At 70.2% G+C, this 26,042-nt stretch carries 25 protein-coding genes; 4 read left to right on the top strand and 21 right to left on the bottom strand.

Annotation, left to right across the window (positions count from 1 at the left end):
- Window positions 1–2 precede the first annotated feature (2 nt).
- The 4 genes from QY307_11255 to QY307_11240 all read right to left on the bottom strand — a co-directional run bounded on the left by QY307_11255 (window position 3) and on the right by QY307_11240 (window position 5,169).
- Entirely contained in the window at window positions 3–2,216 is a 2,214-nt protein-coding gene (locus QY307_11255; protein WKZ82643.1) for a 5-formyltetrahydrofolate cyclo-ligase, read from the bottom strand.
- On the bottom strand, window positions 2,213–3,118 hold the full coding sequence (locus QY307_11250) for an SDR family NAD(P)-dependent oxidoreductase (GenBank protein WKZ82642.1): 906 nt from the start codon (window positions 3,116–3,118) through the stop codon (window positions 2,213–2,215). The genes QY307_11255 and QY307_11250 overlap by 4 nt, the downstream gene beginning before the upstream one ends.
- An 84-nt stretch (window positions 3,119–3,202) precedes the next feature.
- Entirely contained in the window at window positions 3,203–4,393 is a 1,191-nt protein-coding gene (locus tag QY307_11245) for a crosslink repair DNA glycosylase YcaQ family protein (GenBank protein ID WKZ82641.1), read from the bottom strand.
- Window positions 4,390–5,169, bottom strand: coding sequence for an enoyl-CoA hydratase/isomerase family protein (locus QY307_11240; GenBank protein ID WKZ82640.1), 780 nt, complete (start codon window positions 5,167–5,169; stop codon window positions 4,390–4,392). The genes QY307_11245 and QY307_11240 overlap by 4 nt, the downstream gene beginning before the upstream one ends.
- A 34-nt stretch (window positions 5,170–5,203) precedes the next feature.
- Between QY307_11240 and QY307_11235 the strand changes: the two genes are divergently transcribed.
- Window positions 5,204–5,944: a lysophospholipid acyltransferase family protein gene (locus QY307_11235; GenBank protein WKZ82639.1), complete on the top strand. Its 741-nt coding sequence runs from the start codon at window positions 5,204–5,206 to the stop codon at window positions 5,942–5,944.
- Between the two features lie 33 nt (window positions 5,945–5,977).
- On the opposite strand, the gene QY307_11230 is transcribed toward QY307_11235, so the two are convergent.
- Window positions 5,978–6,580 carry a class I SAM-dependent methyltransferase gene (locus tag QY307_11230; GenBank protein WKZ82638.1) on the bottom strand — a complete coding sequence of 201 codons (603 nt, stop codon included), beginning with the start codon at window positions 6,578–6,580 and terminating at the stop codon, window positions 5,978–5,980.
- A 78-nt stretch (window positions 6,581–6,658) separates the two neighbouring features.
- Here QY307_11230 and QY307_11225 point away from each other — a divergent pair, with 78 nt between their 5' ends.
- Both QY307_11225 and QY307_11220 read left to right on the top strand, forming a co-directional pair.
- Window positions 6,659–7,138: a sigma-70 family RNA polymerase sigma factor gene (locus QY307_11225; protein ID WKZ82637.1), complete on the top strand. Its 480-nt coding sequence runs from the start codon at window positions 6,659–6,661 to the stop codon at window positions 7,136–7,138.
- Window positions 7,135–7,797, top strand: a complete 663-nt coding sequence (locus QY307_11220; protein WKZ82636.1) for a hypothetical protein — start codon at window positions 7,135–7,137, stop codon at window positions 7,795–7,797. Before QY307_11225 ends, QY307_11220 begins: the two co-directional genes overlap by 4 nt.
- A gap of 31 nt (window positions 7,798–7,828) precedes the next feature.
- On the opposite strand, the gene QY307_11215 is transcribed toward QY307_11220, so the two are convergent.
- The 4 genes from QY307_11215 to QY307_11200 all read right to left on the bottom strand — a co-directional run bounded on the left by QY307_11215 (window position 7,829) and on the right by QY307_11200 (window position 11,585).
- Window positions 7,829–8,665, bottom strand: a complete 837-nt coding sequence (locus QY307_11215; GenBank protein ID WKZ82635.1) for a hypothetical protein — start codon at window positions 8,663–8,665, stop codon at window positions 7,829–7,831.
- The gene (locus tag QY307_11210) at window positions 8,652–9,056 is read right to left on the bottom strand and encodes a matrixin family metalloprotease (GenBank protein ID WKZ82634.1); all 405 of its coding nucleotides are present in this window, start codon (window positions 9,054–9,056) and stop codon (window positions 8,652–8,654) included. The genes QY307_11215 and QY307_11210 overlap by 14 nt, the downstream gene beginning before the upstream one ends.
- A gap of 488 nt (window positions 9,057–9,544) precedes the next feature.
- Entirely contained in the window at window positions 9,545–10,927 is a 1,383-nt protein-coding gene (locus QY307_11205; GenBank protein WKZ82633.1) for a DNA polymerase Y family protein, read from the bottom strand.
- A 10-nt stretch (window positions 10,928–10,937) separates the two neighbouring features.
- Window positions 10,938–11,585, bottom strand: a complete 648-nt coding sequence (locus QY307_11200) for a hypothetical protein (protein WKZ82632.1) — start codon at window positions 11,583–11,585, stop codon at window positions 10,938–10,940.
- 80 nt (window positions 11,586–11,665) lie between these two features.
- On the opposite strand from QY307_11200, the gene QY307_11195 reads away from it, so the two are divergent.
- Complete coding sequence (locus QY307_11195) at window positions 11,666–12,217, top strand: YbhB/YbcL family Raf kinase inhibitor-like protein (GenBank protein WKZ82631.1); 552 nt, start codon at window positions 11,666–11,668, stop codon at window positions 12,215–12,217.
- Here QY307_11195 and QY307_11190 read toward each other — a convergent pair.
- The 12 genes from QY307_11190 to infB form a co-directional block, all read right to left on the bottom strand.
- Window positions 12,214–12,651, bottom strand: coding sequence for a pyridoxamine 5'-phosphate oxidase family protein (locus QY307_11190; protein WKZ82630.1), 438 nt, complete (start codon window positions 12,649–12,651; stop codon window positions 12,214–12,216). The two genes, QY307_11195 and QY307_11190, sit on opposite strands and share 4 nt — an antisense overlap.
- A gap of 76 nt (window positions 12,652–12,727) precedes the next feature.
- Window positions 12,728–15,088, bottom strand: a complete 2,361-nt coding sequence (locus tag QY307_11185) for a polyribonucleotide nucleotidyltransferase (protein WKZ82629.1) — start codon at window positions 15,086–15,088, stop codon at window positions 12,728–12,730.
- Between the two features lie 157 nt (window positions 15,089–15,245).
- Window positions 15,246–15,503, bottom strand: a complete 258-nt coding sequence (gene rpsO / locus QY307_11180; protein WKZ82628.1) for a 30S ribosomal protein S15 — start codon at window positions 15,501–15,503, stop codon at window positions 15,246–15,248.
- A 76-nt stretch (window positions 15,504–15,579) separates the two neighbouring features.
- Window positions 15,580–17,175: a PQQ-dependent sugar dehydrogenase gene (locus QY307_11175; GenBank protein WKZ82627.1), complete on the bottom strand. Its 1,596-nt coding sequence runs from the start codon at window positions 17,173–17,175 to the stop codon at window positions 15,580–15,582.
- A gap of 297 nt (window positions 17,176–17,472) precedes the next feature.
- Entirely contained in the window at window positions 17,473–19,458 is a 1,986-nt protein-coding gene (locus QY307_11170; GenBank protein WKZ82626.1) for a glycosyltransferase, read from the bottom strand.
- A gap of 78 nt (window positions 19,459–19,536) precedes the next feature.
- A complete protein-coding gene (locus QY307_11165) occupies window positions 19,537–20,562 on the bottom strand; it encodes a hypothetical protein (protein WKZ82625.1) in 1,026 nt (341 codons plus the stop codon).
- Between the two features lie 57 nt (window positions 20,563–20,619).
- Window positions 20,620–21,426, bottom strand: coding sequence for a bifunctional riboflavin kinase/FAD synthetase (locus QY307_11160; protein WKZ82624.1), 807 nt, complete (start codon window positions 21,424–21,426; stop codon window positions 20,620–20,622).
- On the bottom strand, window positions 21,423–22,310 hold the full coding sequence (gene truB / locus QY307_11155; GenBank protein ID WKZ82623.1) for a tRNA pseudouridine(55) synthase TruB: 888 nt from the start codon (window positions 22,308–22,310) through the stop codon (window positions 21,423–21,425). Before truB ends, QY307_11160 begins: the two co-directional genes overlap by 4 nt.
- Complete coding sequence (locus QY307_11150) at window positions 22,303–23,271, bottom strand: DHH family phosphoesterase (protein ID WKZ82622.1); 969 nt, start codon at window positions 23,269–23,271, stop codon at window positions 22,303–22,305. The genes truB and QY307_11150 overlap by 8 nt, the downstream gene beginning before the upstream one ends.
- Window positions 23,234–23,614, bottom strand: a complete 381-nt coding sequence (gene rbfA, locus QY307_11145; protein ID WKZ82621.1) for a 30S ribosome-binding factor RbfA — start codon at window positions 23,612–23,614, stop codon at window positions 23,234–23,236. The genes QY307_11150 and rbfA overlap by 38 nt, the downstream gene beginning before the upstream one ends.
- A complete protein-coding gene (locus tag QY307_11140) occupies window positions 23,611–23,898 on the bottom strand; it encodes a DUF503 domain-containing protein (protein ID WKZ82620.1) in 288 nt (95 codons plus the stop codon). The genes rbfA and QY307_11140 overlap by 4 nt, the downstream gene beginning before the upstream one ends.
- Before the next feature lie 47 nt (window positions 23,899–23,945).
- Window positions 23,946–26,039 (bottom strand): translation initiation factor IF-2, encoded by a 2,094-nt coding sequence (gene infB, locus QY307_11135; protein ID WKZ82619.1) that lies wholly within the window; start codon window positions 26,037–26,039, stop codon window positions 23,946–23,948.
- Window positions 26,040–26,042 lie beyond the last annotated feature (3 nt).

Below are 26,042 nucleotides of genomic sequence, written 5' to 3'. Positions count from 1 at the left end.
GATCACAGCCCCATCACTTCGGCCAGGCTCGCCGCCAACCGTTCCGCCTCCCGGCGTGCGGACGGTCGCCGGGCTCTCGCATCGGTGGCGGAGGCAACGTCGAATCGCAGGTCGGCGTAGAACTTCAGCTTCGGCTCGGTCCCCGACGGCCTGGCCAGCACCCGTGAACCCCCCTCCAGGTCGAGGGCGACGAGCGACGTCGCCGGAAGCCACCGGGGCCGGTCCTCCTGTCCACGGGAGTAATCGGTCACCGAGACCACACTCCTTCCGGCCACCGAATCCGGAGGGTCCGCTGCCAGACGCGACATGGCGGCGGTGATCTCCTCGGCGCCTGCAGCTCCGGGGAGCACCACCGCGTGCTGGCTGCTCACCCAGAGCCCGTGGCGAACGGCGAGGCGGTCGAGCCTGTCGAGCACGGTCTCCCCGTCCGCCGCCGCCACGGTCGCCAGGTCGGCGAACCAGAGTGCAGCCGAGATCCCGTCCTTGTCCCGGACCACCGGCCCCACCGAGTACCCGAGGGCCTCCTCGAAGCCGAAGACGAAGCGCTTCCCCTCCCCCTCAAGGTCGAGGGCGGCGTTGCAGATCCATTTGAACCCGGTGAGGGTGACGGCCAGGGCGGCCCCATGGTGCCGGGCCACCGCCGCCAGCATCGGCGTGGAGACGACGCTCTCCGCCACCAGCCGGCCCTCCCCCGAGGTCCGTTCCAGCACGAAGTCGGCGAGGAGGACTCCGATCTCGTTGCCGTCGAGCACCCTCCACCCCTCGCCTTCGGGGACGGCGGCGGCGAGGCGGTCGGCGTCGGGATCGTTGGCCAGCACCAACCCGGCATTCATCTCGGATCCGAGCCGCAGCGCCAGGTCGAGCGCCCCGGGCTCCTCGGGGTTGGGAAAGGCCACGGTGGGAAAGCTGCCGTCCGGGTCGAACTGCTCCGGCACCGGGGTCACCCGCGTGTGGCCGCCCTCGGCAAGAAGGCGCACCGCCAGCCTCCCTCCCACGCCATGCATCGCCGTGTACACGATGGGAACGGTGCCCGGGACCGGCCGCTCGCGGCGAAAGGCCAGCACGTCGGAGAGGTAGGCGTCCTGGGCGTCGCCCGGATCGTCGCAGGCGACGCCTTGGCGTCTGGGGACGGAGTCTGCGGGCGGAGCAGCGGCGATCTCGGCGGCGATGGCGGCGTCCGCCGGCGGGACGATCTGGGCGCCGTTTGCGTCGTACACCTTGTACCCGTTGTCGGCCGGCGGGTTGTGGCTGGCGGTCACCACCACCGCCGCCCCCGCCCCGGAGCGCAGGGCGGCGTGGGCGACGAGGGGCGTCGGGGTCACCTCGTCGAAGCAGCGCACCTCGAAGCCGGCGGCGGCGAACACCGCGGCGGCATCGGCGGCGAAGCGCGCGCTGTCGGGCCGGGCGTCGTGGCCGACGACGATCCCACACCCCGCCCGCCCGGTGGCGGCGAGATGGGCGCCCAGGCCGGACGAGGTGCGGATCACCACCGCCCGGTTCATGCGGGCAGGTCCCGGACCCACCTTCGCCCTGATCCCCGCCGTCCCGAACTCGAGCGGGACCATGTGGGCGGCCAGCGTCTCCCGGTCGCCTGCCGCCACCATTGCCTTCAGCGACGCACGGGTCTCCGGGTCGGGATCGGCCTCGATCCATGCGATGGCAGCCTCGATCAGCAGGTCGACCACCCCTCCCTCGGTGGCGAGGTGGGTCACCGACACGTCGTGCCCTTCCCGGGGCAGCCGGTCGACCACCAGCGCCGCCGGGGTCACCCCGACCACGATGGCGTCGGACCGCAATCCGGGGAGCAGCCGGTCGTAGTGGCCGGTGCCGCGGCCGAGGCGCACGCCCCTGCGGTCGAACGCCAGACCGGGAACCAGGACGATGTCGATGGTCTCCGGGTCGACCGTCTCCGAGTCGGCCACCGGCTGAGAGAAGCCGAGACGGTGCCGTTCTCGTCGAGATTCGAACGGATGCACCGTGAGCCGGCCGTCCTCGGGCGTGCGGGTGAGGAAGGCATGACCCGGCTCGGCCAGCGAGGTGACGTCGACCTCGTCGGGGAGCGGGTCGTACAGGAGCACCCGAGCCCCACGGGGGAGCCATGAGCTCAAGGCGGCGACCACCCGCTGGGAGACCCGCTCCAGGTCCACTTTGGAGCGGGTGCGGCGCGCCCAGGAGCGCCACTCGGGCTTGCCCGCACCTGGGCCGGGGAGCGTCACGAGAACAGGAGTGGGGCGATCTTCTGCAGCTCGTCCTGGTTGGAGGACGGCACCAGGTACCCCTCCTCGTCCCGGATCTCGGCGAGGTGGTCGGCAACGTCCTCCGGCGTGAGTGGCCCATCCTTCTCGGGATGCTTGAACCAGCCGGTGGTGAGCCCGATGAACATCCTGCTGACTACGCCGCCGGCGGCAGAGAAGATCTCCCCGCTGATCGAGCACGCCTCCGAGCACAGGTAGGCCACCACCGGTGAGACCTGGGCGGGGTCCAACTTCTCCGCAACCGGGCCCAGGATCTCCTCGGTCATCCTGGTGTGGGCCACCGGGGCGATGGCGTTCACCTTGACGTCGTACTTGGCCCCTTCGAGCTTGAGGACGTTCATCAACCCGACCAGGCCCATCTTCGCCGCCCCGTAGTTGGCCTGCCCGAAGTTGCCCAGGAGTCCGGAGTTCGAGGAGGTGACCACGATCCGTCCGTAGCCCTGCTCCCGCATGTGGCGGAAGGCGGGACGGGTGACGTAGAAGGCGCCCCTCAGGTGCACATCTAGGACCGCATCCAGGTCGGGCCACTCGAGGTTGTGGAAGGCCTTGTCGCGGAGGATCCCGGCGTTGTTGACCACGATGTCGAGGCGCCCGTACTGGTCGATGGCGCGCTGCACCATCGCCTCGGCGTCGGCCGGGTCCGAGACCGAGCCGTAGTCGGCGACGGCGGCTCCGCCGGCGGCGGCGATCTCGGCCACCACCTCGTCGGCGGGACGCTGCTCGGACGCCGTCCCGTCGGTGGCGACTCCGGGGTCGTTGACCACTACGGCGGCGCCGCGTTCGGCGAGGAGCCGGGCGTGACAGGCGCCCAGGCCGCGCCCCGCCCCTGTGATCAGGGCCACCCGATCCTGGAAGTCGATCATGGCGTCAGTCCCTTCGTGTGCGGATGGGCCAAGAGTAGAGCCCAACCGCTGTCGGCTCGACGCCGGGTCCCCTGCGGCCGGCCCTCACACCGCCCGCCGCAGCGCTCCCACCAAGTTCCCCTTGCTCGCCACGGAGATCTCCCCCAGACCGAGCCAGGCGGCCATCTCTCCCAGCTCGGCGGCGAGCTCGCCCGCCACCCGGACCGGGTCCTGGCCTTCCTCGATGAAGGCGCCGTTCACCCGAAGCACTCCTGCCTTGCGGTCTGCCTTGAGGTCGACCCGGGCGACCAGCTCGTCGCCCAGCAGGAAGGGGAACACGTAGTAGCCGTAGACCCGTTTCGGGGCCGGGACGTAGATCTCGATGCGGTACCGCAGGCCGTACAGCCACTCGGTGCGGTCCCGGTTCCACACCACCGGATCGAACGGATTGAGCAGCGCCCGCGCCTCCACGCTGCGGGGAACCACCATCTGCGGATGGGCGTATACGGGCCGGTCCTGGCCCTGCACCTCGACCGGCTCCAGCCGGCCCTCCCCCACCAGGTGGTCAACCGCCGCTCTGGCGTCGCCGATCCCGATCCGGAAGTAGTCGGCGAGCTCGTTCACGGTGGCCACGCCCATCGCCCGGGCCGATCTCTCCACCAGGACGCGATGGGCTTCGGGTGCCGGTATCGCCGGTGCCTGGAACTGCTCCGGCGGCACCACCCGTTCCACCAGGTCGTAGTACCGGGCGAAGTTCGTTCGATGCGAAACGGTCACCTCACCCGAGAAGAAGAGGTACTCGAGCGCCACCTTTCCCTCGGCCCACCCCCACCACGGTCCCTTGCGCTCGCCCGGGTCCTCCAGGTCGGAGGCGGTGAGCGGCCCCCGTTGTGCGACCTCGGCGCACACCCTGTTCAGGTACTCGGGATGCCGGGCCACCGCCGCCTTCAGGCTGCGCCAGTATCCGAGCGAATGCCGGTACTGCTCCATCCGGTGCCGGAACAGGGGGAAGTCCTCGATAGGCACCATCGAGGCCACGTGTGCCCAGTACTCGAACAGCCGCCGTTCCTCCAGAGCCCGCCACAGCAGCCCGGTGTCGTACCTCCCGAGCCGGGAGAAGAGGGTGAGGTGATGGGCGCGCTCCACGACGTTCACCGAGTCGACCTGGAGCACACCCATCCGCCGGACGGTCCTCATCACGTGGCCGATGTCGGGGGTGCCGGTCGGGCGAGGGGTCGTCAGGCCCTGGGCGGCGAGGTGGGCCCGGCGCGCCTGGGCGACGGTGAGGCGTCTCACTCGCCGATGAACTCCGGATCCCGCTTCTCGAAGAAGGCGGCCACCGCCTCGGCGAAATCCTTGGTGCGGAACATGGGCAGCAGCTGCAGCAGGGCCCGGTGCACGTGCTCCTCATAGCCCTCGCCGCGTCCGGCCCGCATCAGCCGCTTGGCGGCGCGCACCGCCTGTGGGGGCATCGCCGCCACCTGTGAGGCCAGCGCCGCCGCCCGCTCCTTGGTGGCTGCCGGGTCGGGGGCGACCTCGGAGACCACCCCTGCCGCCAGGGCCTCGTCGGCTCCCATGTCCTGGCCGAGGAAGTAGAAGCGTGCCGCCTGCTCCCATCCGACCAGGCGTGGCAGCAACCATGTGTCCCCGCTCTCCGGAAGCAGGTTCCGCTTGGTGGCGGGCACCAGGCGGGCCGACGCCGACATCACCCGGATGTCGGCGTTGATCGCCATCCCCACGGCGTACCCGGCGGCGGGGCCGTTGATCGCAGCCACCACCGGGACCTCGATCCTCTGGAGCACTATCGCCGGGGAACGGTCGGCGTCGAACTCGAAGGCGATCCGGTCCAGGCGATCCACCTGCCCGGCGGCCTCGGCCAGGTCGAGCCCGGAGGAGAAGGCGTCACCGGACCCGGTGAGCACGATGCAGCGAACCCGCGGGTCGCGGGCGGCCACCTGGAGCGTGTCGCCGAGGAGGTCGAACATCTCCACGGTGAAGGCGTTGCGCCGCTCCGGCCGGTTCATGGTGACGGTGGCGACGTGGTCGGCGACTTCGAGGAGGATGTCGGGCACGGGGACCTCTTGAGGGGTTCGGTAGCCTACCGGGATGCTCCGGGCGATCCTCTCCCCGCTTCGAACCCTGATCGCCCTGCTCTCGCTCTTGGTCACCACCTTGGCACTCGGCTCGTATCTGATCGTGCTCCTGTGGATCCGGCCCGACACCCGGCAGGTGACGCCGACGATGCGGCTGTGGGCGCACGTCTTCCTGTGGACGACGGGCGCCCGGGTGACCGTGGAGGGTCTGGAGCGCATCGACCCCAACGCCTCCTACGTCTTCACCGGCAACCACCTGTCCAACATCGACGTCCCGGTCATGGTCGGCCGGCTGCCGGTCTCGGTGCGTTTCCTGGCCAAGAAGGAGCTGTTCAAGGTGCCGATCCTGGGGCGGGCGATGCGCGCCATCGACATGGTGGTCACCGACCGTGGCGCCGGCACCGGGATGCATCGGGTGGTCAACCGGCAGGTGGCGACGGTGGTGGAGAAGGGACTCTCGCTGGTGATCTACCCCGAAGGCACCCGGTCCCGGGATGCCGAGATGAGACCGTTCAAGAAGGGGGCGTTTCGGATCGCCATCGACAACGCCATGGCCGTGGTCCCGGTCACGATCGCCGGGAGCGAACGGGTGTGGAAGCCGGGCTCACCGCTCATCATGGGGGGTCGGGTGCGGCTCGTGATCCACGAGCCGATCCCGACGGAAGGGATGACCACCGCCGACATCGACGGGCTTCGGGATCGGGTGCGGGGAGTGGTCGAGGCACAGTACGAGGAGATCAGGGCCAATCGGTGACCAGGTTCACCGGGCCCAAGGAAGGGCCTCGGATCACACGGCCAGGCGGCCCACCACGACGTTGTCCACTGCCACCCGGATCGTTCCGTCCTCGGTCTCGACCGGGCGCTCCACCCGTTGTGCCTTGACCACCTCGATCCGATCGCCGAGCACCTCCACCACCTCGTCGGCGGTGTAGAGCACGGTGGGGCTCTGCGGACCCCCGTAGCCCTCCTCGAGGTTGGAGGAGTCGTGACCGATCACCACCAGGGTGCCGCCGGCGGCGAGCGCATCGACGGCGGCGCGCCATACGACGTGACGCTCCCGGGGCGGGAGCTGCAGGTACACCACGGCCACCAGATCGACCCGCTCCTGCGGGGCCCAGTCGAGGAGATCGGCCTCTTCGAAGTGAACCCCCACTCCACGGCTCGCCGCCAGCTGGCGCCCCTTCTCCAGGGCGACCGTCGACCAGTCGACCACGGTCACCGACCAGCCCTGTTCGGCCAACCAGACGGCGTTGCGTCCCTCTCCGCCTGCCAGGTCGTAGGCCCGGCCCGGGTCGAGCCCGGAAACCGCATCGACCAGGAAGCGGTTGGGCTCGGCGCTCCACAGGAGCTCCTTCTGGCGGTAGCGCTGGTCCCAGTCGTCCCGGTCCATGGGCACCTCCTCCCCGGGAGGCTAGGCGATCGACCGGTCACGACGGGGTGGAAGGCGGCCACATACCCTGGTGAGACCGTGCAAGACGAACGACTGTGGCTCGACGAGATGTGGCGAAGCCATGCCGGGAGCATCTATGCGTATGCGGTGCGCCGCGTGGGACGAGACGCCGCCGAAGACGTCGTTGCCGACACCTTCGTGGTGGCGTGGCGCCACCGGGACCGGCGCCCGCAACGGCCGCTGCCCTGGCTGTACGGCGTGGCCAGGCGGGTGATAGCCACCCGACGGCGGGCCGAACGGCGCCGTGCCCTACTGGTGCATCGGATTGCAGGCGGAGCCGCCGGTGTGGCCAATCCGGCGACGGAGTCGGTCGATGCCGGGGATGCGCTCGCCGGTTTGTCGAGAGGCGACCGGGAGGCGCTCCTCCTCTCCGCATGGGAGGGGCTCGCCGCCGACGAGGCGGCGGTGGTGCTGGGGATCAGTCCCTCCGCCTACCGGAAGCGGCTTAGTCGGGCCCGTAGGCGGCTGGAGACCTTGACGGGAGGTGACCCGAAGTGACCCGGATTCCAGATCCCATCGAGCCCGGCGAGGGCGAGACCTGGGCGGCCTCGGCCGATGGGCGGCGCGTACTGCGGACGGTGGAGGAACGGATCGCAGCCATCGGAGACACCGGGGGCGGCCGGAGGGCGCTTCCCTGGGTGGCGTTCGCCGCAGCCCTGGTGCTGGTGGGGGCGACCATCACCTGGTCCCGCCTCGGCCCCGAGCCGGCGGCAGGCGATGTGTGCCCGGCGACCGTCGTGGACGATCCGTGGTTCGTGCCGCCCGCTCCCTACCCGGAGACACCACCCGACATCTACGAGGCACAGTGGTACGGCACCGAGGACCTGTGGACGATGATCCCGTTCGAGGGGGCGTCGATCTACTTCCTGGGCGACAAGCTCTTCTTCTGGAGCCGGCACTTCACCTACGGCTCGGAGGCCTTCGTGCACGGACCCGACATGACGGTCACCGTCACCCGCCTGGACGCGGCGGAGGAGCCCATCGTCATCACCGATGTGTCCAACGGGACCCGCCCCGACATCGGCACCTTCATGATCACCGGGTTCGAGCCTTCGGTGGGGAGCCGCTGCTACGAGGTGCGAGCGGAGTACGAGGGCGCCACGCTGACCTACGTGGCGAGGGTCTATTCCGACCGAGCCGGCGAGGCTTCCAGGTGAGGCTCGACCAGGCAGCGCGACCCTTCTGTGTCTACTTCGACGGCTCACAACAGACGTGGGCATCGAGCGGCTTGGCGAGCTCCGGATGACCGGCCACCGCCCGTATCCGGGCAGCCACCTCTTCCATCGTCATCGAGCGAACCTCTCCCGCAACCGGGTCCAGCCAGTCCCTCGCCGGGTTCGCGGTCCCGCCATCGACACCGACCAGCACGCCTTGCGTGCTCACCAGACGGTACTTGTCCCAGGCGAACGCCATGAAGTCGGCGAGGTGTCGGTCGTACCGTTCCTGTGCTCGGGGATCAGCGAAGGTCGCCGGCGGAACGAGCCGCTCCTGGTGGCTCCTGAGGAACAGGATCGCCGGATCGTCGGTAGCGACGCCTGAGGGCACGTTGAGGCCGGTCACAGCCACCACCGAGCCGTCGACAAAGTCGAGTTGGCCGGCGAGCACCTCGACGACCTCGACCCGCAGGCTGGAGACCCCAGTCTTGTCTGACGGATTCGCAGGGTCACCCTGGCCAGACCAGTGAGGCCCTGGACCGAGCGCACGCACCAGGACCACTGCGGTCGATGAGTTGACCATCTGGGAGAGCGAGTCGTAGTGCTCGATCTCGATTGCCGCCGGGAGTGCGAAACCCGACCAGTACCGGACGGCCATCGAGGCTCCGGTCGAGCCTTGGTATCGACTCTCGGCCGCATCGCCGGTCGCGGCATCGGGCTGTGGGAGGCCGGTCGTCACCGCGGTGACCGCCTCGCGGGAATAACGGTCGTCCCAGATGGTCACTGCAGCGGCAACGGAGAGCAGCACCAGCACGCCCACCAGCACCGAAAACACGCCGATCGTGCGAGCCGGTCTCTCAGTACTGACCATCGATGTGGTTCTCATCATGAACCGTGAGCACATGCTCCACCCCGTTGCTCGGGTCCGGCTCCATGCAGGAGTCGTTGTCGGTCGAATGCTGGAGTCCGACCGTGTGACCAAGTTCGTGGCAGGCCACCCAGTCTCGCCCCAGTTGGTTGAAGTAAGGCGCAAACTCGGCGTTGAAACGTATTATCTGGCCCCTGCAATATCGTGACGCCCCGGAACCTCCGAGTTGTGTGTTGTCGGCGGGACAATCGACCCATGCAACGATTCCGGGATACTCGGGGTAGTACCAATCCCACGCACGAACGTCTGGAAGGTTGTCGGTGGTCGTCCAGTAAGCGTCAAGATCTGTTGGGTTGTAATCGTAGGTCAGCGAGTTCTGGACAGCTGTGTCCATCCCCGTCCATTGGTTACTGAAGCTGTACGGCCGGACCGCATGCCACTTGTTGTTCGCCAAACTCACACACGAAGTGAACGGGTCCGAACCGCTGCTTCCAATCACGTACCCGCAATCTGGGGTCGCTCCGAAGTTGGCGAGGGCGACCGAAACCACCAAGAAGACCAAGACGCCGACCAGAGCGGTGACTAGGAGAGAGCCGCGGGCACACGGTTGACAGAACGGGCTAGCTGGGTGCCTTGGACGGCCCAGTCGTGCCAACACGGCCTCCTTGACGTCTGCAGTATATCGTGTTTGGCCAAATCTTGCTACTCACAGACTCCATATTCTCTTGTCGTGGCAGTACAGCGTGAGTCGGGGAACCCGCAGGCGCCGCTTGGCCGGGCGTGCGTAGGCGCGGTTTTTCGGCCGACTTGCTGGTGGGATCTCCCAGTCAAGACCTGGGATTGGACCTGTCGGTCCACCGAGGTCAACTTACCCGCATCCCTTCAGTCGTACACCCCCACCAGCCACGATCGGCCCTGGCGGACCTCACACAGGAAGGCCCCGGCCGAGGTGACCACCTGGTAGCGGTCGGCGGCCTCCTCCCCATCCCACCACCGCCCGGTGCGACGCCACGGGCCGGCCCAACCCAGCACCGGCTCCCAGCGGGAGCCCAGGCGCACCCGCACCGGGAATCCACCATCCCACTCCACCTCGAACGGCTGCGGCTCCGGGGGCACCAGCGCCGGCGAGGGATCGGGGAGCCGTCCCGGCCAGGGGGCCGCCGGGTCGAGGGGACGGGCGGGCGCCTCCTCGCCCCAGCGGCGCCACAGCACCCGCTCCCCCGGGTCACGGCCGCCCTGGGGCGCCGCCTGGAGCACGGCGTCGGGCCCGACCAGGCCCTGCACCCTCCCCAGCGCCCTATGGGCGTCGGCCTCCGACGCCGCATCCTGGCCGAGGCGCAGCTGCCGACCCCGGTCGGAGAGGTCGGCGGGGATGAGACGCAGCCGGGCCACCCCTCCGGGCACACCCCCGGCCTCGATCCAGGCACGCAGCTGCCAGCGCACCCGCTCCGCCAGCTCGATCTCGGAGAAGGGATGGGCACTGCGCCAGGTGCGGGCCCGCACCGGGCCGGAGCCGGCCTCGGCCTCCACCTCCACCCGGTGCGGCATCGCCCCCGTGGGAGCCACCGCCTCCAGCAGCCGGCTCGCCAGGGCGCGGGCGGCGAATGCGGCACGCTCGAAGTCGTCCAGGGGCGGGTCGAACGCCTCTTCGACCAGCAACGGCTCGGCGGGGCGTCGTGGCCGCACCGGGCGGTCCTCGCCACCGGCGATGCGGTGAGCCTCCAGGCCGGCGGGACCGAAGCGGGAGGCCACCGCCTCCCGGGGCAGGGCGGCCAGCCCGCCCAGCGTGCCGATCCCCAGCCAGCGGAAGGTGTCGACCAGCTCCGCCACCCCGATGGCGGCCACGTCGACGTCGGCGAGGAAGGCGGCGGTGTCGCCCACGATCAGCGGCTCGGGCCCGGCCCGTTCGGCGGCCATCCGTGCGGCGAAGGGACCGTCGGCCAGACCGAAGCACCCTCCCGGGGCCACGGAGCGGGCGGCGGCCACCACCCGCTCCACCACCGCCGGCTCGGAGCCGTAGTAGCGCACCGCCCCGGCCACCGGCAGGAACACCTGGCCGGGGCCTGCCATCTCGATGCGGGGCACCACCGCCTCGATCGCCTCGGCCACCGGCTCGAAGGCGGCAGTCTCGGCACCGGGGTCGGCGAGCAGCGTCACCGCCGTCGGCGCCAGGACCTCGGCCTCGCGGCGGCGCATCCCCATCCGGACGCCCAGGGCATGGGCCTGCGGGGATGCGGCCACCACCGTCCCGGCGGCGTCCACCACTTGGCAGGGACTATCCGGCGGCGAGTCCGGGCGGCGCAGCGGCCAATCGGGGTACCACACGCAGAGGATGCGTGCCATCGTCCTCCATCTCCACGACCTGTTCGACGCCACGGGCCCCCTTGCCCCCGGCCCGCAGGACGAGGCGGCGTCTCGTCAAGGCGCCGTGCCCCTGCTCCACCCCTTCCCAGGCCACCCCCACCGACTCCAGCCGCAGGTGCAGCACCCCGGAAGGGATGTCGCCGCCCACCGGACGCAGGATCAGGGCACAGCGACGGGCCCGGGTCAGGGCGGCGAGGCGGCGCAGGACGGCATCGGGGAGGTGAGGCGGCACCTCGGCGTAGACCACCGCGAACCCCTCCACCAGAGAGGCGGCGACATGGGGCCAGGCGGCCCGATCCCCGCAGCGCACCACCACCAGGTTCTCCGGGTCGATGCCCGCCTCCCAGGCCGACGTCGGGCACAGCCAGCCCCGGACGTCCAGGACGGCGACCGGGCCGGGGTGCTCCGCCACCAGGGTGAGGGCGAGACGGGTCAGCCCCGATCCGGGGGCGCCGACCAGGCCCAGCACTCGCCCGGGAGCGGCGGCCAGGTCGACGGGCGACGCCGGAAGGGGCGACGGGGCGCCCGCCGACGTTGTGAGGAGAGAGGCCGGTTCCAAGGGCGGATCATCCTAATCGAACACATGTTCGATGGGAAGGAGGAGGGGAGGGAGATACCATCCGACCGGGAGGTGGCGTCATGCGAGTGGCGGCGGTGCTGACGGCCCTGCTCTTCGCCGTCGCCGCCTGCGGCGACGACCCCGCCGTCACCACTCCCCCGACCACGGCCCCGGCCGACACCACGACCACACCGGAGGCGACCATGCACCTGACCTCCACCGCATTCACCGAGGGAAGCCCCATCCCCGCCCGCCACACCTGTGATGGCCCCGACCTGTCGCCTCCGCTCACGATCGAGGGGCTTCCCCCGGGCACCGCCGCACTGGCCCTGATCATGGATGATCCCGACGCTCCCGGCGGCACCTGGGACCACTGGGTCGCCTACGACATGGATCCCTTCGACACCCTCCCCGAAGGTGCTGCTCCCGGCACCCAGGGGCGCAACTCGTGGGGAACCACCGGCTACCGGGGGCCCTGCCCGCCCGGGGGCACCCACCGCTACTTCTTCACGGTGTACGCCCTGGACCGGCCGCTCGACCTGGCGCCCGGCGCCGGCAAGGAGGCCCTGCACGCCGCCATGGAGGGCAGGATCCTCGCCCGGGCGACCCTGATGGGGACGTTCTCCCGCTAGGAGTAGTCCACGGTGACCAGGCGCTGCGGGTGCAGCCTGATCTCGATCAGGCCCCACTCGGCGGCCAGCCAACCGGCGAACTGCTCGGCCTCCTCCCGGGGCGAGACGCGCTCCAGGATCCGGATCCGGCGTTCCAGGTCGCCGGGGAGCACCTCGGCCCGCCCGTAGACGGTCACCGACCGGTACGGCTCCTGGCGTCGCTCCACCAGGAGGGTGGCTCGCGGGTCGCGCCGCAGGTTCTTCACCCGCTGGGACCCATCCTGGGTGCCCATCACGTAGAGCCCGTCCTCGTGGAGGAAGTAGGTGGGGGCGGCATGGATGGTGCCGTCGGGGTTGTGGCTGCAGAGCACGCCGATCACCTGCTCGGCGAGCAGGTCGGCCATGCCCGCCTCGTCGGCGATCGGCGGCATCTGGGGTCGGCTGGAGGTGGTCATCGCCGCAGGCTACCGATCCGACGACGACGGGGCCTCCCCGAAGGGAGGCCCCGTGGATCCTCGATGGCGAGCCGGCTCAGATGCCGGACTCGAACTCGTCCTCGAAGGAGACCACCTGACGTCCCGGCTTGGCCGGAGACGCCGGCGACCCGCTGCGGGCGGCGGCGCCGTCGCCGTCGCGACGCGGGCCGCGGTCCCTTCCGCCACGGTCGGGTCGGGGCTCGCGGTCGCCGCGGGGCTCGCGGTCACCCCTGGGCTCGCGGCGCTCGCGTGGCTCGTCGTCCCCGCCCGGGGACGGTTCCGCACCGGCCAGGTCGAGGCTCACCTTGCCCCGGTCGTCGATCTCACGCACCACCACCTGCACCTTGTCGCCCAGCGAGTACACGTCCTCGACGTTCTCGATGCGGCGGCCACCCCCGATCTTGGAGATGTGCAGCAGGCCGTCGCGGCCGGGAAGGATGTTGACGAAGGCGCCGAACTTGGTGATGTTCACGATCTCGCCCTCGTACTCCTTGCCCAACTCGGCCTCGGGCGGGAAGGCGATGCCGAGCACCCGCTCCTTGGCCATGCGCAGGGCGTCGCCGTCGGCGGCGCCGATGCGCACCGTCCCGTCGTCCTCGATCTCGAGGGTGGCCCCGGTCTGCTCCTCGATCTCGCGGATCATCTTGCCCTTGGGCCCGATGATCTCGCCGATCTTGTCCTTGGGGATCACCACCGCCTCGATGCGGGGGGCGATCGGGTTCAGCTCCGCCCTGGGGGCGGAGAGCACCTTCGCCATCTCGGCCAGGATGTGAAGCCGTGCCTCACGGGCCTGGTCGAGGGCCGCGGCCAGCACCTCGGCGGGCAGCCCCTCGATCTTGGTGTCGAGCTGCAGGGCGGTGATCACCTCGGCGGTGCCTGCCACCTTGAAGTCCATGTCGCCCAGGGCGTCCTCGGCTCCGAGGATGTCGGTCAGGGTGACGAACCCGCCCTCATGGGCGATCAGGCCCATGGCCACCCCGGCGACGGGGGCGGCGATCGGCACGCCACAGTCCATCAGCGACAGGCTGGAACCGCACACCGACGCCATCGACGACGATCCGTTCGACGAGAGCACCTCCGACACCAGTCGGAATGCGTATGGGAACTCGTTCTCGGTGGGGATCACCGGGAGCAGCGCCTTCTCGGCGAGTGCGCCGTGACCGATCTCTCTCCGGCGGGGTCCGCGCATGAAGCCGGTCTCGCCGGTGGAGAACGGCGGGAAGTTGTAGTGGTGCATGTAGCGCTTGGAGTCCTCGATCCCGATCGTGTCGAGCATCTGCTCCATGCGCAGCATCCCGATGGTGCTGACGTTGAGAACCTGGGTCTCGCCACGCTGGAAGATCGCCGAGCCGTGCCCTCGGGGGACCACGCCCACCTCGACCGAGATGGGACGCACGTCACGAGTGCCCCTCCCGTCGAGCCGGATCCCGTCGCTCACCACCCGCGCCCGCATCGCCTTCTTCATCACGCTGCGGAAGGCGCGGCCGGCGGCGGCGGCCTCTTCGTGATCGGCGTCCATCCCGAGCTCGGCCATGGTGGCCTCCCGGGCCGCCTCTTCGGCCAGGTTGCGATCCTGCTTGCCGGCGATCTCGACCACCTCGGCCACCTTGGGCTTGGCGGCGGCCTCGACCCGGGCGTACAGGTCGTCGGAGTAGTCGCTGACCAGGGGGAACTCCACCTCGGGGATGGACACCTGGGAGCGCAGCTCGAGCTGGAGGTCGATCAGGGCGCTCAGGTATGCCTTGGCCTCCTCCAGGCCGCGAGCGACGGCGGCCTCGTCGGTGGGTGCCTGGCCGTCGGCGATGAGCCGCATGGCCTCCTCGGTGGCGCCGGCCTCGACCATGGCGATGTCGATCCCGCCCTCGGTGTTGCGCTTGCCCGCCACCACCAGCTCGAACACCGACTCGGCGATCTGGGCGTAGGTGGGCATCGGGATCCACTCGCCGTTGCGGTAAGCGAGCCTCACCCCGGCGATCGGGCCCTCGAACGGAATCGGGCTCACCATCAGGGCGGCCGAGGCGGCGTTGAGGGCGAGCACGTCGTAGGGCTGGTCCTCGTCCGCCGAGGTCACCAGGGCGACCACGTGGGTCTCGGACCGGAAACCGTCCTTGAACGAGGGCCGGAGCGGCCGGTCGATGAGCCGTGCCGACAGGGTGGCGCGCTCGGTGGCGCGTCCCTCACGCCGGAAGAACGACCCGGGGATCTTCCCCACGGCGTACATGCGCTCCTCGACGTCGACCGTCAGCGGGAAGAAGTCGACTCCCTCGCGAAGGCGCCGGGAGGCAACGGCGGTGGCAAGCACCACGGTGTCGCCGACTCGGGCCTCGACTGCGCCGTCGGCCTGGGGGGCCAATCGGCCCGTGGAAAAGTGGAAGGTGGCGTCTCCTACGACGCCGGATGCCGAAAACTCGGACATGTTGTCTCTCTCTTCATCGAGGGAGCGCACGTCCGCCAATTACCAGTGGTCAACCTTCGATTGCGTCGATGATTGGCAACTAGCAACTGACGAGGCGCACTCCCGACTGTCGTTGCTCCCATGACAGCACAAAGGCGACCGGATCGGCCGCCTTTGATCAGCGCCGCAGCCCGAGGCGTGCGATGACGCTCCGGTAGCGCTCGACGTCCTGATTCTTCAGGTAGTCGAGCAGGCGACGACGAAGACCGACCATCATCAACAGACCGCGCCGGCTGTGATGGTCCTTGGAATGGACCTTCAGGTGCTCGGTGAGATGGTTGATACGCTCGGTAAGCAACGCAACCTGGACCTCCGGTGAACCGGTGTCCGTGGCATGCGAGCCGTACTCGGCGACGATGGTCTTGGTGTCCGTCATGAGAAACCGAAGGCAGACTGCTCTCCGGCGGCAGAAGTGTAACAGGTTCGGGGCGGCCCAGAGCCGAGAGGGGCCATCAACGCCAACCGGTGGCGATCCGCAGCCGCATGTCCCACATCTCGGCGAACACGATCTGGCCGTCGGGGCCGACCACGACGTCGGTGACGTTGTTGACCTCGGGCCGGGTCACCAGCTGGCGCACCTCCACCACCCTGGTCCCGTCCAACCGCAGCGCCTGGAGGCCCACCGTGCCGCTGAACTTGGCCGCCAGGATCGTTCCCTGCAGGTCGGGGAACCGATCACCCCGGTAGGCGACGATGCCGGTGGCGGAGTCGTGGAGCCCGAAGGCGTGGACCGGGGCCGTGTAGCCGGGGCTGACGACGGCGGTGGCGTAGCCACTCCCGTCGTCGAGGACCATCTCGCCACGAGCCGGATTGGGCTGCCCCAGATAGGCACCCCTGGCGACCAGGTGCATGTGGTCGGGGCCGAAGTGGGGACCGAACCCGGGCACACCCTCGGCCGGGGAAGGCGCCCATCCGCCGTCCGATCCCTGGTCGGTCAGGAACAGGTCGTCACCGACGAAGGCGAGGCCGAAGCCGTTGCGAACCCCGGTAGCCCAGATCTCGATCACCCCGGTAGGGAGGGCCTCGACGGCGGCGGGGTCGCCACCGGGTGAGGTGAGGCTCACCGGAAACATGCCTTCGCCGGCGGCGAGATCGACCCTGAGGATGCTGCCGCTCAACCCGGTGTCCGGATCGGGCTTGGAGTCGTCGGGGCTTCCCGAGTCGGTCATGGCGCCCACCGCCACGAAAAGGCTCCCGGCCCGCCACGCCACCCCGAGCGGAATGTGGTTGGTGACGTTGCGGGGCAGGCCGAGGACCAGATCGCGGCGATGGCCGGGGGCGCCGTAGGAACCGGGCGGACCGTCGAGGGCGGTGACCGCCCCCGAGTTCAGGTCGGCCAGGTGGCCGGTGCGGGAGAACTCTCCCTCGTCGAGCCGGGGATCGGCGTGGGTCACGTACAGGGTTCCGGTGTCGTCCACGGCGATCCCGCCAATCAGCCTTCCGCCCACCTCCGGCTGCGGCGCCCCGTCGGGCCCGTGGTTGGGCGTCAAAGCGATGGCTTCGATCCGCTCCACCAGGTTCAGGGTGGTCGGCCCGTCGAACTCCATGACGTCGATGGTCCCGTCGAAGTATCCGACGAAGAGGTACCGATCCCACGACGCCAGGCGGACCGGCATGCCCCGCACGGGAACCTCGGTCATGGCCAGGGCCCGGTCTGGAGGTGATGCCACACCATGCACCGACAGGCTGCGGCTGCCCTCTCCGCCGGGTCCCACCAGGTCCACGACCGCCGATCCCGTGACCTCGCCCGGTGGCGACCCCGGGACCGGCACCAGTACGGCGCTGAGGGTGGCCGAGCCGCCCGCCTCGATCCTGATGGGGAGCGCATCGAGGAGGAAGACCGAAAGCGACGGGCTGGTGAACCGAACCGCGTCGACGGCTTCGGTCGAGGCGTTGGACAGGACCCAGGTGAATGGCAGGGACGACCCCAGGTCGGCCTCCCCGAGCTCGAGAGCCGCCGGGGCGGAAACCCCGTCCAACCCCCACCCCGGATCGGGTGCTGAACCCTCGCCCGGCGGGCTCCGCAGCATGGCGACCAGAGAGGCCACCTCGGCGTCGTCGAGGACACCCCCCCCACGCCGGCATTCCCTTCTCCGGTCGGCCCTCCTGGATCACGGCGGCGTAGAAGGCATCGTCCTCCGAGAGCACATCGGGGAGCAGTGCCGGACCGGACCTCCCGGCACGATCCACCCCGTGACACGGGGCGCACGACCGGGCGAAGAAGACTTCGGCCGGAACCCCGTCGATCGGAGCGGGCCGGGCCTGGGCTTCATCCGCCACCCCTTCACCGCCGCATGAGACGACCAGCGCCGAGAGCGCGACGAGCATCGCTCCGATCCGGCCGGTCAAGCCGCCCGACCCTCGTCACCGGTGGTCTCGGCCGCTTCCTGCTCCGGTCTCCGTGACCCCCCATGGAACAACATCAGTGCCAGATCGCGCATCCGGTCCCACTGTCCGGGCGAGAACTCCAGGCCGAGGTCGCTTCCCGTCCAGTCGGATCGGTAGGCGCTGACCACGCAGGCCTTCATCTCGATGTCGCCGCTGGCGATGTGCAGACGAACCAGCTGGCCGAGCTTCGGGACGGCGTCGACCTCCCCGTCGAAGCGCACCCGAGCCCCGGTGAGGGAGAGGTCACGGATCCGCACCGGAACCCCCGAGAGGGCGCCGGTCATGTCGACGGGGAATCGCACCGAGGCCCGGCGCTCGCCGGCGAAGTTGGGAGCGCGCACCCGGCGGGCGGCCGCCACCAGGAGCGCCATGTTCACCACCAGGAATCCGGCGGTGCCGTACATGGCGTCGGGCTCGCCGTAGTGAAGCGGAGTTGCCCCGGCAAGGGTCAGGCCGGCCCACAGCATGGCTGCCGCCGATGCCAGCAGAAGCGCCCGGATCAGAGGAGGGACCGGGAGCCTGTGCCTCGCACCTGCGGTGCGGCCCTTGGGGGTCACCTGAAAACCCTTGTCGCCCGAGCCGAACAGGGCCCGGAACGCGGGCACCACCGCAGGCATGCGCAGGGTCTCGAAGAGCACCGACAGGCGCGGCGGGTAGTACCCGCGGGCTAGAAGGCGCAGGGCGGTGAACTGGATGAGGAAGGTTCCGAGGAAGGCGGGCCCGAACACCTCGATCGGTGCCGCGATCGGCAATGCTCCCGAGAAGAGCACCAGCACCGGCAGGCACACGAACGCCAGCGAGCGCAGCACGTCGAACCACCCGACCAGCGTGGCCCCGTAGGCCAGCTTCTGAGCGAGGGTGAGGCGGGGGCTCGAGAACAGTCGCTCGTGCCGCATCACCTGCATGGCCCCGCGGGCCCAGCGGCGGCGCTGCATCATGTACTGGCGGGCGTCGGAGGCGGCCAGGCCCCGGGCCAGGACCTCGTTGTGGACCATGATGCGCCACCCGTTCTTGTGCATCCGCACCGACGTGTGGATGTCCTCGGTCACCGAGTCGGTGGCGACGCCGCCGACATCGCGAAGTGCCGCCACCCGCACCAGGGCACTGGTGCCGCACCAGAAGGCGGCGTTCCAGCGGTTCTTGGCGGGCAGGATCAGCCGGTAGAACACCGCCTGCTCGTTGAAGCGTGGCCGCCGCCCGGGACGGGCCTCGTGCTCGAAGGAGTCGACGTTGTAGAAGTCCTGCGGCGTCTGAACCACCGCGATCCCCGGGTCATCGAAGTAGCCGAGGGTGTGTCTGAGGAAGTCGCGTCCGGCGACGTGGTCGGCGTCGAGGACGGCGATCACGTCGGCCTCCACGAACTGCAGAGCGTTGTTCAGGTTGCCCGCCTTGGCGTGCTCGTTGGTCTCACGAGCTAGGTAGCGAGCACCGAGGGCCGCCGCCAGCCGGGCCACGTCGGGGCGGTTCCCGTCGTCGAGCACCCAGGTCTCGTGCTCAGGCTGCAGGGTCACCGCGGCACCGATCACCGGCAGCAGCACCTCGATGCTCTCGTCCAGCGTGGGGATGAGCACGGCGACGGCGAGGTCGGTGCCGTCGACGGGGGCGGGCACCGGGGGCGGGTCCACGTCCCACAGCGAGAAGGTGTAGAGGCCGAGGCCGAAGGCGTGGTGCAGCTCGAGGACCAGCATCGGGGCCGCCACGAACCAGGCGGCGGCCTCGATGGTGAACAGCAGGCGCCAGGTGAGGTAGGAGGCGCCGACGACCATGGCGAACAGGGCGAAGCCCCTGATCAGGCGCCGACGACGACGGCTCTCATGGGCCGGCATCCGGCCGTCGGGCAGATCGGGCAGGCCGGAGCCATGGTCGTCGTGAACCGCGGCGGCAGCCCATGCCGTGCTGCCCGGCAGGACGCCGATCTCTTCATGGGTGAATTGCACTGCCACGGGTGGCACCCTTGGGGAGTCCTGACTACTCCATCGGAGCCCCGCGTCGTGGCCTGGACAGGTTTTTCGCGGTCTCCCTCACATGGTCCGCACACCGCGCCATGGACGAAGCGGCACCTGCCAGGCCGGAGGGGACGGCGCCCCGCCGAAGGCGCAACTCCCCGGAGCCCACATCTCGGTGACTACACAGCGAGCCACCGCCGGGTCGGAGAGCACCGAGTGATGGGCGGCGACCACGCGTCCGGGAAGCGCCAGTGGGTTGGCCAGAGCCTGCTGCCAGAAGCCGGGCCCCAGGTCGGGAGCGTCGAGCACCCGGAGCCCGTCGGGACGGTCGGAGAACGAGGTGATGCCCGCCTTCGGATTGCGAACCACCAGCACCTCCACCCCGGCGGCGTCACCGAGGAACCTTCGCCTGTCGCGACAGCCGAGCAGCACGAAGGCACACTCCACCGGGTCGTATCCGCCGTCGTCGGGGAGCCAACCCTGCAGGCGCCCGGCGCTCTGCAGCAACCCGTGCACTCCTCTGGCCAGCGGCGGATCGAGAAGTGTGGCGCCCCGCACCGCCTGGCTGGGCCCGTAGGCCCCGTCGTCCCAGGCGGCGATCGTCTCGGCGATGACGGCGCCGCCCTTGGAGAACCCGACCAACCAGATCGGCCGCCCCTCGGCCGACAGACCTCCCAGGTAGGCGTTGAGGGCCCCGGCGGCGGGGCCGACCGGGGCCCGCTGCGAAGCCCGCACCGGATCGGCGTCGCCGGTGACCCACCCGTACTCGAAGTAGCGTGCGTCACCCTCCTCCAGCCCCATCGCCTTCACCATGTCGGCGAACGCCTGGCGGGCGTGGGGCTGGCCGTGCCCGGGCACGAACACCACGAGGTGACCCGGAGGCGGCCTCAGCCCGAGGGCGGCACCCGGCGCTGCGGATGCGAGCCCGGCGAGCAGCACCCCGAGGGCGAGCAGGGCGGTGTCGAGATCGGAGTCGGAGCCGGGCTCCGGTGCGGCCGGGTCTTCCGATGACGGCCCCGGTGCCGGTCCAGGGTCGTCGGCGACGAGGCCGGGACCGCCGAAGAGACCGATCGACCCGCAGATCACGATGGCGGCGAGCACGATGCTCCCTTCTCAGGGAGTGCGGGAGCCACAGGGTGCGCCGTGACTCCCGCCGGGTCAAGGCCCCCGGCCCGAGGATCGGTCGATGACAGACAGGAAGCGCACCCTCCACGGCCCGCTTCCGGGGTGCGGGATCAGGTCGACCGATGGGCCGCCCTCGTGGACGATGGTCGCCTCGGCAGGGCTCGACTCCCCGGCACCCCTACCCAATGTCACCAGGTACCGCCCCGGAGCCGGAACGGCGATGCCGGCAGGCAGCTGAAGAGCGGCGAACTCCCCCTCGGGGATCACACCCCATGCCTCGTGGGGCCGGCCCAACGCCGCGGCGGCAGCCTCGACGTCGCCTTCGGCCAGCATTCGACGAATCGCCGAAGAGGAGGCGGGGACGGGCTCGCCCACCAGCGACAGGACGATCGTCTCGAAGCCCTGCTCCAGGCCTGCGGCCACCAGGAAGGCGGCGTCCCCGATCCGGTCTCGCCCGAACCGGAAGTCCTCGCCGACCACGAGGAGCGCGGCGGCCAACCGGTTGGTGAGGAGGTCGACGAAACGGTCGGCGCTCCACTCCCGGGTCTCGACGTCGAACGGCACGATCGCCACCAGCTCCACTCCGAGGTCACCGAGCAGTTCGACACGCTGCTCCAGGCCGGTGAGCACCGCCGGCGCGCGTTCGGGAGCGACCACCTCCAGGGGATGGGGATCGAAGGTGACCACTCCGGGAGTCAGGCGGCGCCGGCCGGCGGCTTCGAGAAGTGCCGCGATCACGGCACGGTGCCCGGCGTGCACCCCGTCGAACACCCCCACGGCCAGCGCCGTCGGCGAATCCGGGCGAAGCCAATCGGTGGTGTCTCCGCGCAGGACCTTCATGACAGTACGACCTCGGGGACGGCCTTGCGCCCATCGCTGCGATACACAGCCAGCAGGGCTCCCTCGGGGTCGAGCAGCCGGTAGAGACCGGGCTCGTCGGCACCGATCGCCACCGAGGTGAAGGTGGACCCGTGCCCGGCGGCGCGAGCCGACCCTTCGTCGAGCCTCAGGAGTCGAATCTCGCTGAGCCCGGCCGCCGGGCTCAGCACCGCATCGAGGAGTTTCCCCGCTGCGGCCAGGTCTTCGAGCGCCGGGATCGCCAACGCGTCCTCGACCCGGTGCGGCCCGATCGCCAGGCGGCGCAACGCCGTCAGGTGGGCCCGGCCGCCGAGGGCGCGCGCCATGTCGTCGGCCAGCACCCGAACGTAGGTCCCCGATCCGCAGGTGACGGTGAAGGTGACCTCCGGGTAGACGCCCGGCGTCACCTCCTCCACCTCGAGGGAGGAGATCTCTATGCGCCGGGGCGCTCGCTCCACCTCCAGCCCCTGCCGGGCGAGGGCGTGGAGCCGCCGCCCTCCCACCTTCAAGGCCGAAACCATGGGCGGCACCTGAGTGCCGACCCCGACGAAGCGTCGGGCGACGTCGGCCACCTCCTGCTCGGTGAACGACATCTCGGACCGCTCCAGGATGGCGCCATCGGCGTCGAGGGTGTCGGTGGCCACTCCGAACAGGGCCACCGCCCGGTAGGTCTTCTCGGAATCCGTAACGAAGCGCAGCAGCCTGGTCGCCGTTCCCAGACCGATGACCAGCAGACCGGTGGCCATGGGATCAAGAGTCCCGGCGTGACCCACCTTCTTCATGCCGGCCAGCCGGCGGACCGCCGCCACCGCGTCGTGCGATGTCCATCCCGTCGGCTTGTCGACCAGCAGGAAGCCGTCAACCACGAAGCCCGCTCCTCACGGCCTCGACGACCGCAGCCCGGTCGGCATCCATGGTGAACCCGGCGGCGTTGTGATGCCCACCCCCGCCGTGACGGGCGGCGACTGCGGCGACGTCGGCGTGGCCTCGAGAGCGCAGGCTCACCTTCCATCCCGATGCGGTCTGCTTGAGTAGCGCAGCGACCCCCGCCTCGCGCGCCACCCTCAGGTCGTCGATGAGGCCGTCCAGGTCCCCGAGGGACACCCCCGCCGACCTCACGTCCGGTTCCTCCACCCACGACCACACCAGTCCGAGGTCGGGCTCGAGCACCGCCCGTCCCAGCATCGCCGCCGACACCTTGAGGTATCCGAACGGAACCGACTCGTAGACGTGTTGCCCGACGATCTCGGGGTGCGCCCCGAGATCGATGAGGCGCGCCGCGGTGCGCATCGTGTCGCCACCCGTCGCCGAGTACTGGAACCTGCCGGTGTCGGTGACGATCCCGGTGAGCAGGCACTGGGCGGCAGCCTCCCCGATGCTCCATCCGACGGCGTCGATGAGGAGGACCGCCAGTTCGGCCGATGCCGCAGCGCTGGGATCGACCACCCGGATGTCGCCGAACTCGCTGCCGTCCTCGAGGTGGTGATCGACGACCACCACCGTGGTCGAACGGTTCACCCGGGGTGCCAGGTCTCCGAGGCGATCGGCGGTGGCGGTGTCGAAGACGACGGCACACTCAGGCGCTTCGGGGAACTGCTCGGCATCGACCAACGGGGACAGGTCCAGGAACCGCAGCGAGTCCGAGATCGGGGCAGGTCCCCCGAAGGCGACCACGGCTGGAACCCCGGCGCCGCGCGCCGCGTGAGCCAGACCGAGCGCCGATCCGAGAGCATCACCGTCCGGCGAGACGTGACCGGTGATGGCCAGCGACGAGGCCGAACGGATCGCCTCAGCCGCCTCCGCCATCGCCGTGTCCAGCGAGGTCATCATCCTCCTCTCGAAGGCGCTGCAAGAGCTCCTCCATGTGTATCCCGTGGTCTATCGACTCGTCGTAGGCGAACTCCAGGTCCGGAAGGTACTTGAGTCGGACCCGCGAACCGACGGCGCTCCTGATCCGGGCCCTGGCCCGGGTGAGGGCGGCGGCGGTCTCGGCGCGCTCCTCGTCGCCTCCGAGCACGGTGTAGTACACCCTCGCCATCCGCAGATCGGGCGACGCCTTCACAGCCGTGACCGTCACGAATCCGAGCCCGGGATCCTTGAGCCGGGTCACCTCGTCGGCTACCACCTGTCGCAGCTGCTCGTCTACGCGCCTCATGAACTCACGGCTCATGGCGACTCCAGATGGCTCACGGTCACCGAGACCACCTCCAGCCGGGGATCGGCGTAGAGCACCCGCTTCACCGCCTCAACGATCTGCTCGAGCCGATGCAGCCGGGGCGCCACCACGGCGACTCCGATGACCGCCTTCTGCCAGGCATCCTGAGCGGCCACTTCGGAAACCCCCACGTTCATCGCCTCCAGCCGGGCGAGCAGCGGGCGCAACGCCGCCCGCTTCGCCTTGAGCGAACGGGACTCCGGCACACGCAACTCGATCCGAACGGCGGCAGCCTGCATCGCTCAGGCCCGCTCTCGGCTCGCACCTCGGCCGAGGGCGGAGCCCATCAGGTGCGCGCCACCTCACGGACCTCGTACGCCTCGAGCACATCGCCTTCCTTGATGTCCCGATAGCCATCGATACCGATGCCGCACTCGAAGCCTCCGGCGACCGTCCTCACGTCGTCCTTGAAGCGGCGCAGCGATCCGATGGTGCCGTCGTGCACGACGATGCCATCGCGCAGCAGGCGCACGCGCGCTCCACGCACCATCTCGCCGTCGGTGACGTAGGAGCCGGCGATCGTCCCGAAACGCGGCGCCCGGAACACCGCCCGCACCTCTGCGGTGCCCAACACCTTCTCCACCTCGGTAGGGGCCAGGCGACCCACCAGCATCGCCTCCAGGTCGTCGAGGAGCTCGTAGATGATCCGGTAGGTGCGGATCTCGATGCCGGCCTTCTCCGCAGTCTTGCGGGCGTTGGTGTCGGGCCTGACGTTGAACCCGAAGACGACCGCCCCGGTGGTCTCGGCGAGCAGCACGTCGCGTTCGGTGATGCCTCCCGCGGCGGTGTGGACGATGCTGATCCGCCCCCCCTCGCGCTCGATCTTGCCCACCGCCTCACGAATCGCCTCCAGCGAGCCGTAGGCATCCGCCTTGACGATGATCGACAGCTTGGCGTCCTCGGCGGTGCGAAGATCCTCGAGGAGCGCCGTGAGCCGCTCGGCTGCGGTCGGCACCACCAGGTCCTCGTCGCGCATCGTCGACTGCCTCTCGGCCGCCCGGGCCCGCGCCGTGCGGTCGTCCTCGACCGCCTCGAACCAGTCCCCCGCCTGGGGCACGTCGTCCCATCCCATGACCAGCACCGGGGTGCTGGGCCCGGCCGTCTGCACCTGCTCGCCGCGCTCGTCGAACATCGCCCTCACCCGACCCGACACCGGACCCGCCACCAGGCTGTCACCGCGACGCAGGGTCCCCCGCTGCACGATCAGCGTGGCCACCGGTCCCCTGCCGGTCTCCAGCTGTGCCTCGATCACGGTCCCGGAAGCCGGGGCGTTCGGGTTGGCGGAGAACTCCTCGATCTCGGCGATGAGGTCGAGGTACTCCAGAAGCTGATCGACGCCGTCACCGGTCAGGGCGGAGACCTCGGCGCTGACCACGTCCCCACCCAGCTGCTCGACCACGATTCCGTGCTCGGTCAGCTGGGCGCGCACGTTGTTCGGGTCGGCTGCGGGGAGGTCCATCTTGTTGATCGCCACCACGATCGGAACGCCGGCAGCCTTGGCGTGGCTGATCGCCTCGGCCGTCTGGGGCATCACCCCATCGTCGGCGGCGACCACGAGGATCACGATGTCGGTCACCTCGGCGCCGCGGGCGCGCAGGCTGGTGAACGCCTCGTGTCCGGGGGTGTCGATGAACGTGATCCGCCGGTCGGCCACCTGAGCCTGATAGGCGCCGATGTGCTGGGTGATGCCGCCGGCCTCGCCGGCCACCACGTTGGCCTTGCGGATCGTGTCGAGCAGTTGCGTCTTGCCGTGATCGACGTGGCCCATGACGGTCACCACCGGTGGCCTCCGCACCAGGTCGGCGGCGGCATCGTCGTGGACCTGGCGGGGCTTGACTGCAGGCGCCTCCTCCACCACCGGGGCCTCGGGGGCCGCCTCCACGGTGAGGTCGTATCCGAGCGACTCTCCAACCGGGACCAGCAGGTCGTCGGGAATGGGCTGTGTCGCACCGGCCATCCTCCCGCGGGTGACCAACTCGCGCACGATGATCCCCACCGGCCGCCGGGTGAGGTCGGAGAACTCCTGTGGGGTGATCCCCTGGGTGACCGTGAGCGAACGGCGCGGCTGGGGGGCGTCCTCGACTCGCGGCCGTCGCCCGTCCCTCCCCTTCCTGGCATCGGGTCGCGCCTCGGGTGCCGGCTCGGTCTCGGCGGTCTCATCGGCGGCCCCGGCCCCGATCTCCGCCTCGGCCACCGGAGCGGGCTCGGCAGGGGTGACGGCGGGTGCCTTCTCGTCCTCGTAAGAGAGACGGATCAGGGCGATGTCGTCGTCCGACAGCCCGCTGGATGCGGTCTTGACGTCGAGTCCCAGATCGTGGGCGCGCTGCAGCACGTCCTTCGAGTCCATGCCCAGATCACGGGCCAGTTCGTAGACGCGCATGCG

It is taken from the genome of Acidimicrobiia bacterium, assembly GCA_030584185.1.
Taxonomy (GTDB): domain Bacteria; phylum Actinomycetota; class Acidimicrobiia; order Spongiisociales; family UBA11373.
Note: the sequence above shows the minus strand (reverse complement) of the source record. Positions and strands in the feature narration are given on the sequence as shown.

Bases quoted from the DNA above. Each gene is read 5' to 3' on its own strand.
- QY307_11250 (WKZ82642.1), bottom strand. From the start codon at position 3,118: ATGATCGACTTCCAGGATCGGGTGGCCCTGATCACAGGGGCGGGGCGC.
- QY307_11235 (WKZ82639.1), top strand. From the start codon at position 5,204: ATGCTCCGGGCGATCCTCTCCCCGCTTCGAACCCTGATCGCCCTGCTC.
- QY307_11230 (WKZ82638.1), bottom strand. From the start codon at position 6,580: ATGGACCGGGACGACTGGGACCAGCGCTACCGCCAGAAGGAGCTCCTG.
- QY307_11215 (WKZ82635.1), bottom strand. From the start codon at position 8,665: ATGGTCAGTACTGAGAGACCGGCTCGCACGATCGGCGTGTTTTCGGTG.
- QY307_11210 (WKZ82634.1), bottom strand. From the start codon at position 9,056: ATGGACACAGCTGTCCAGAACTCGCTGACCTACGATTACAACCCAACA.
- QY307_11195 (WKZ82631.1), top strand. From the start codon at position 11,666: ATGCGAGTGGCGGCGGTGCTGACGGCCCTGCTCTTCGCCGTCGCCGCC.
- QY307_11190 (WKZ82630.1), bottom strand. From the start codon at position 12,651: ATGACCACCTCCAGCCGACCCCAGATGCCGCCGATCGCCGACGAGGCG.
- QY307_11185 (WKZ82629.1), bottom strand. From the start codon at position 15,088: ATGTCCGAGTTTTCGGCATCCGGCGTCGTAGGAGACGCCACCTTCCAC.
- rpsO (WKZ82628.1), bottom strand. From the start codon at position 15,503: ATGACGGACACCAAGACCATCGTCGCCGAGTACGGCTCGCATGCCACG.
- QY307_11160 (WKZ82624.1), bottom strand. From the start codon at position 21,426: ATGAAGGTCCTGCGCGGAGACACCACCGATTGGCTTCGCCCGGATTCG.
- QY307_11150 (WKZ82622.1), bottom strand. From the start codon at position 23,271: ATGACCTCGCTGGACACGGCGATGGCGGAGGCGGCTGAGGCGATCCGT.
- rbfA (WKZ82621.1), bottom strand. From the start codon at position 23,614: ATGAGCCGTGAGTTCATGAGGCGCGTAGACGAGCAGCTGCGACAGGTG.
- QY307_11140 (WKZ82620.1), bottom strand. From the start codon at position 23,898: ATGCAGGCTGCCGCCGTTCGGATCGAGTTGCGTGTGCCGGAGTCCCGT.
- infB (WKZ82619.1), bottom strand. From the start codon at position 26,039: ATGCGCGTCTACGAACTGGCCCGTGATCTGGGCATGGACTCGAAGGAC.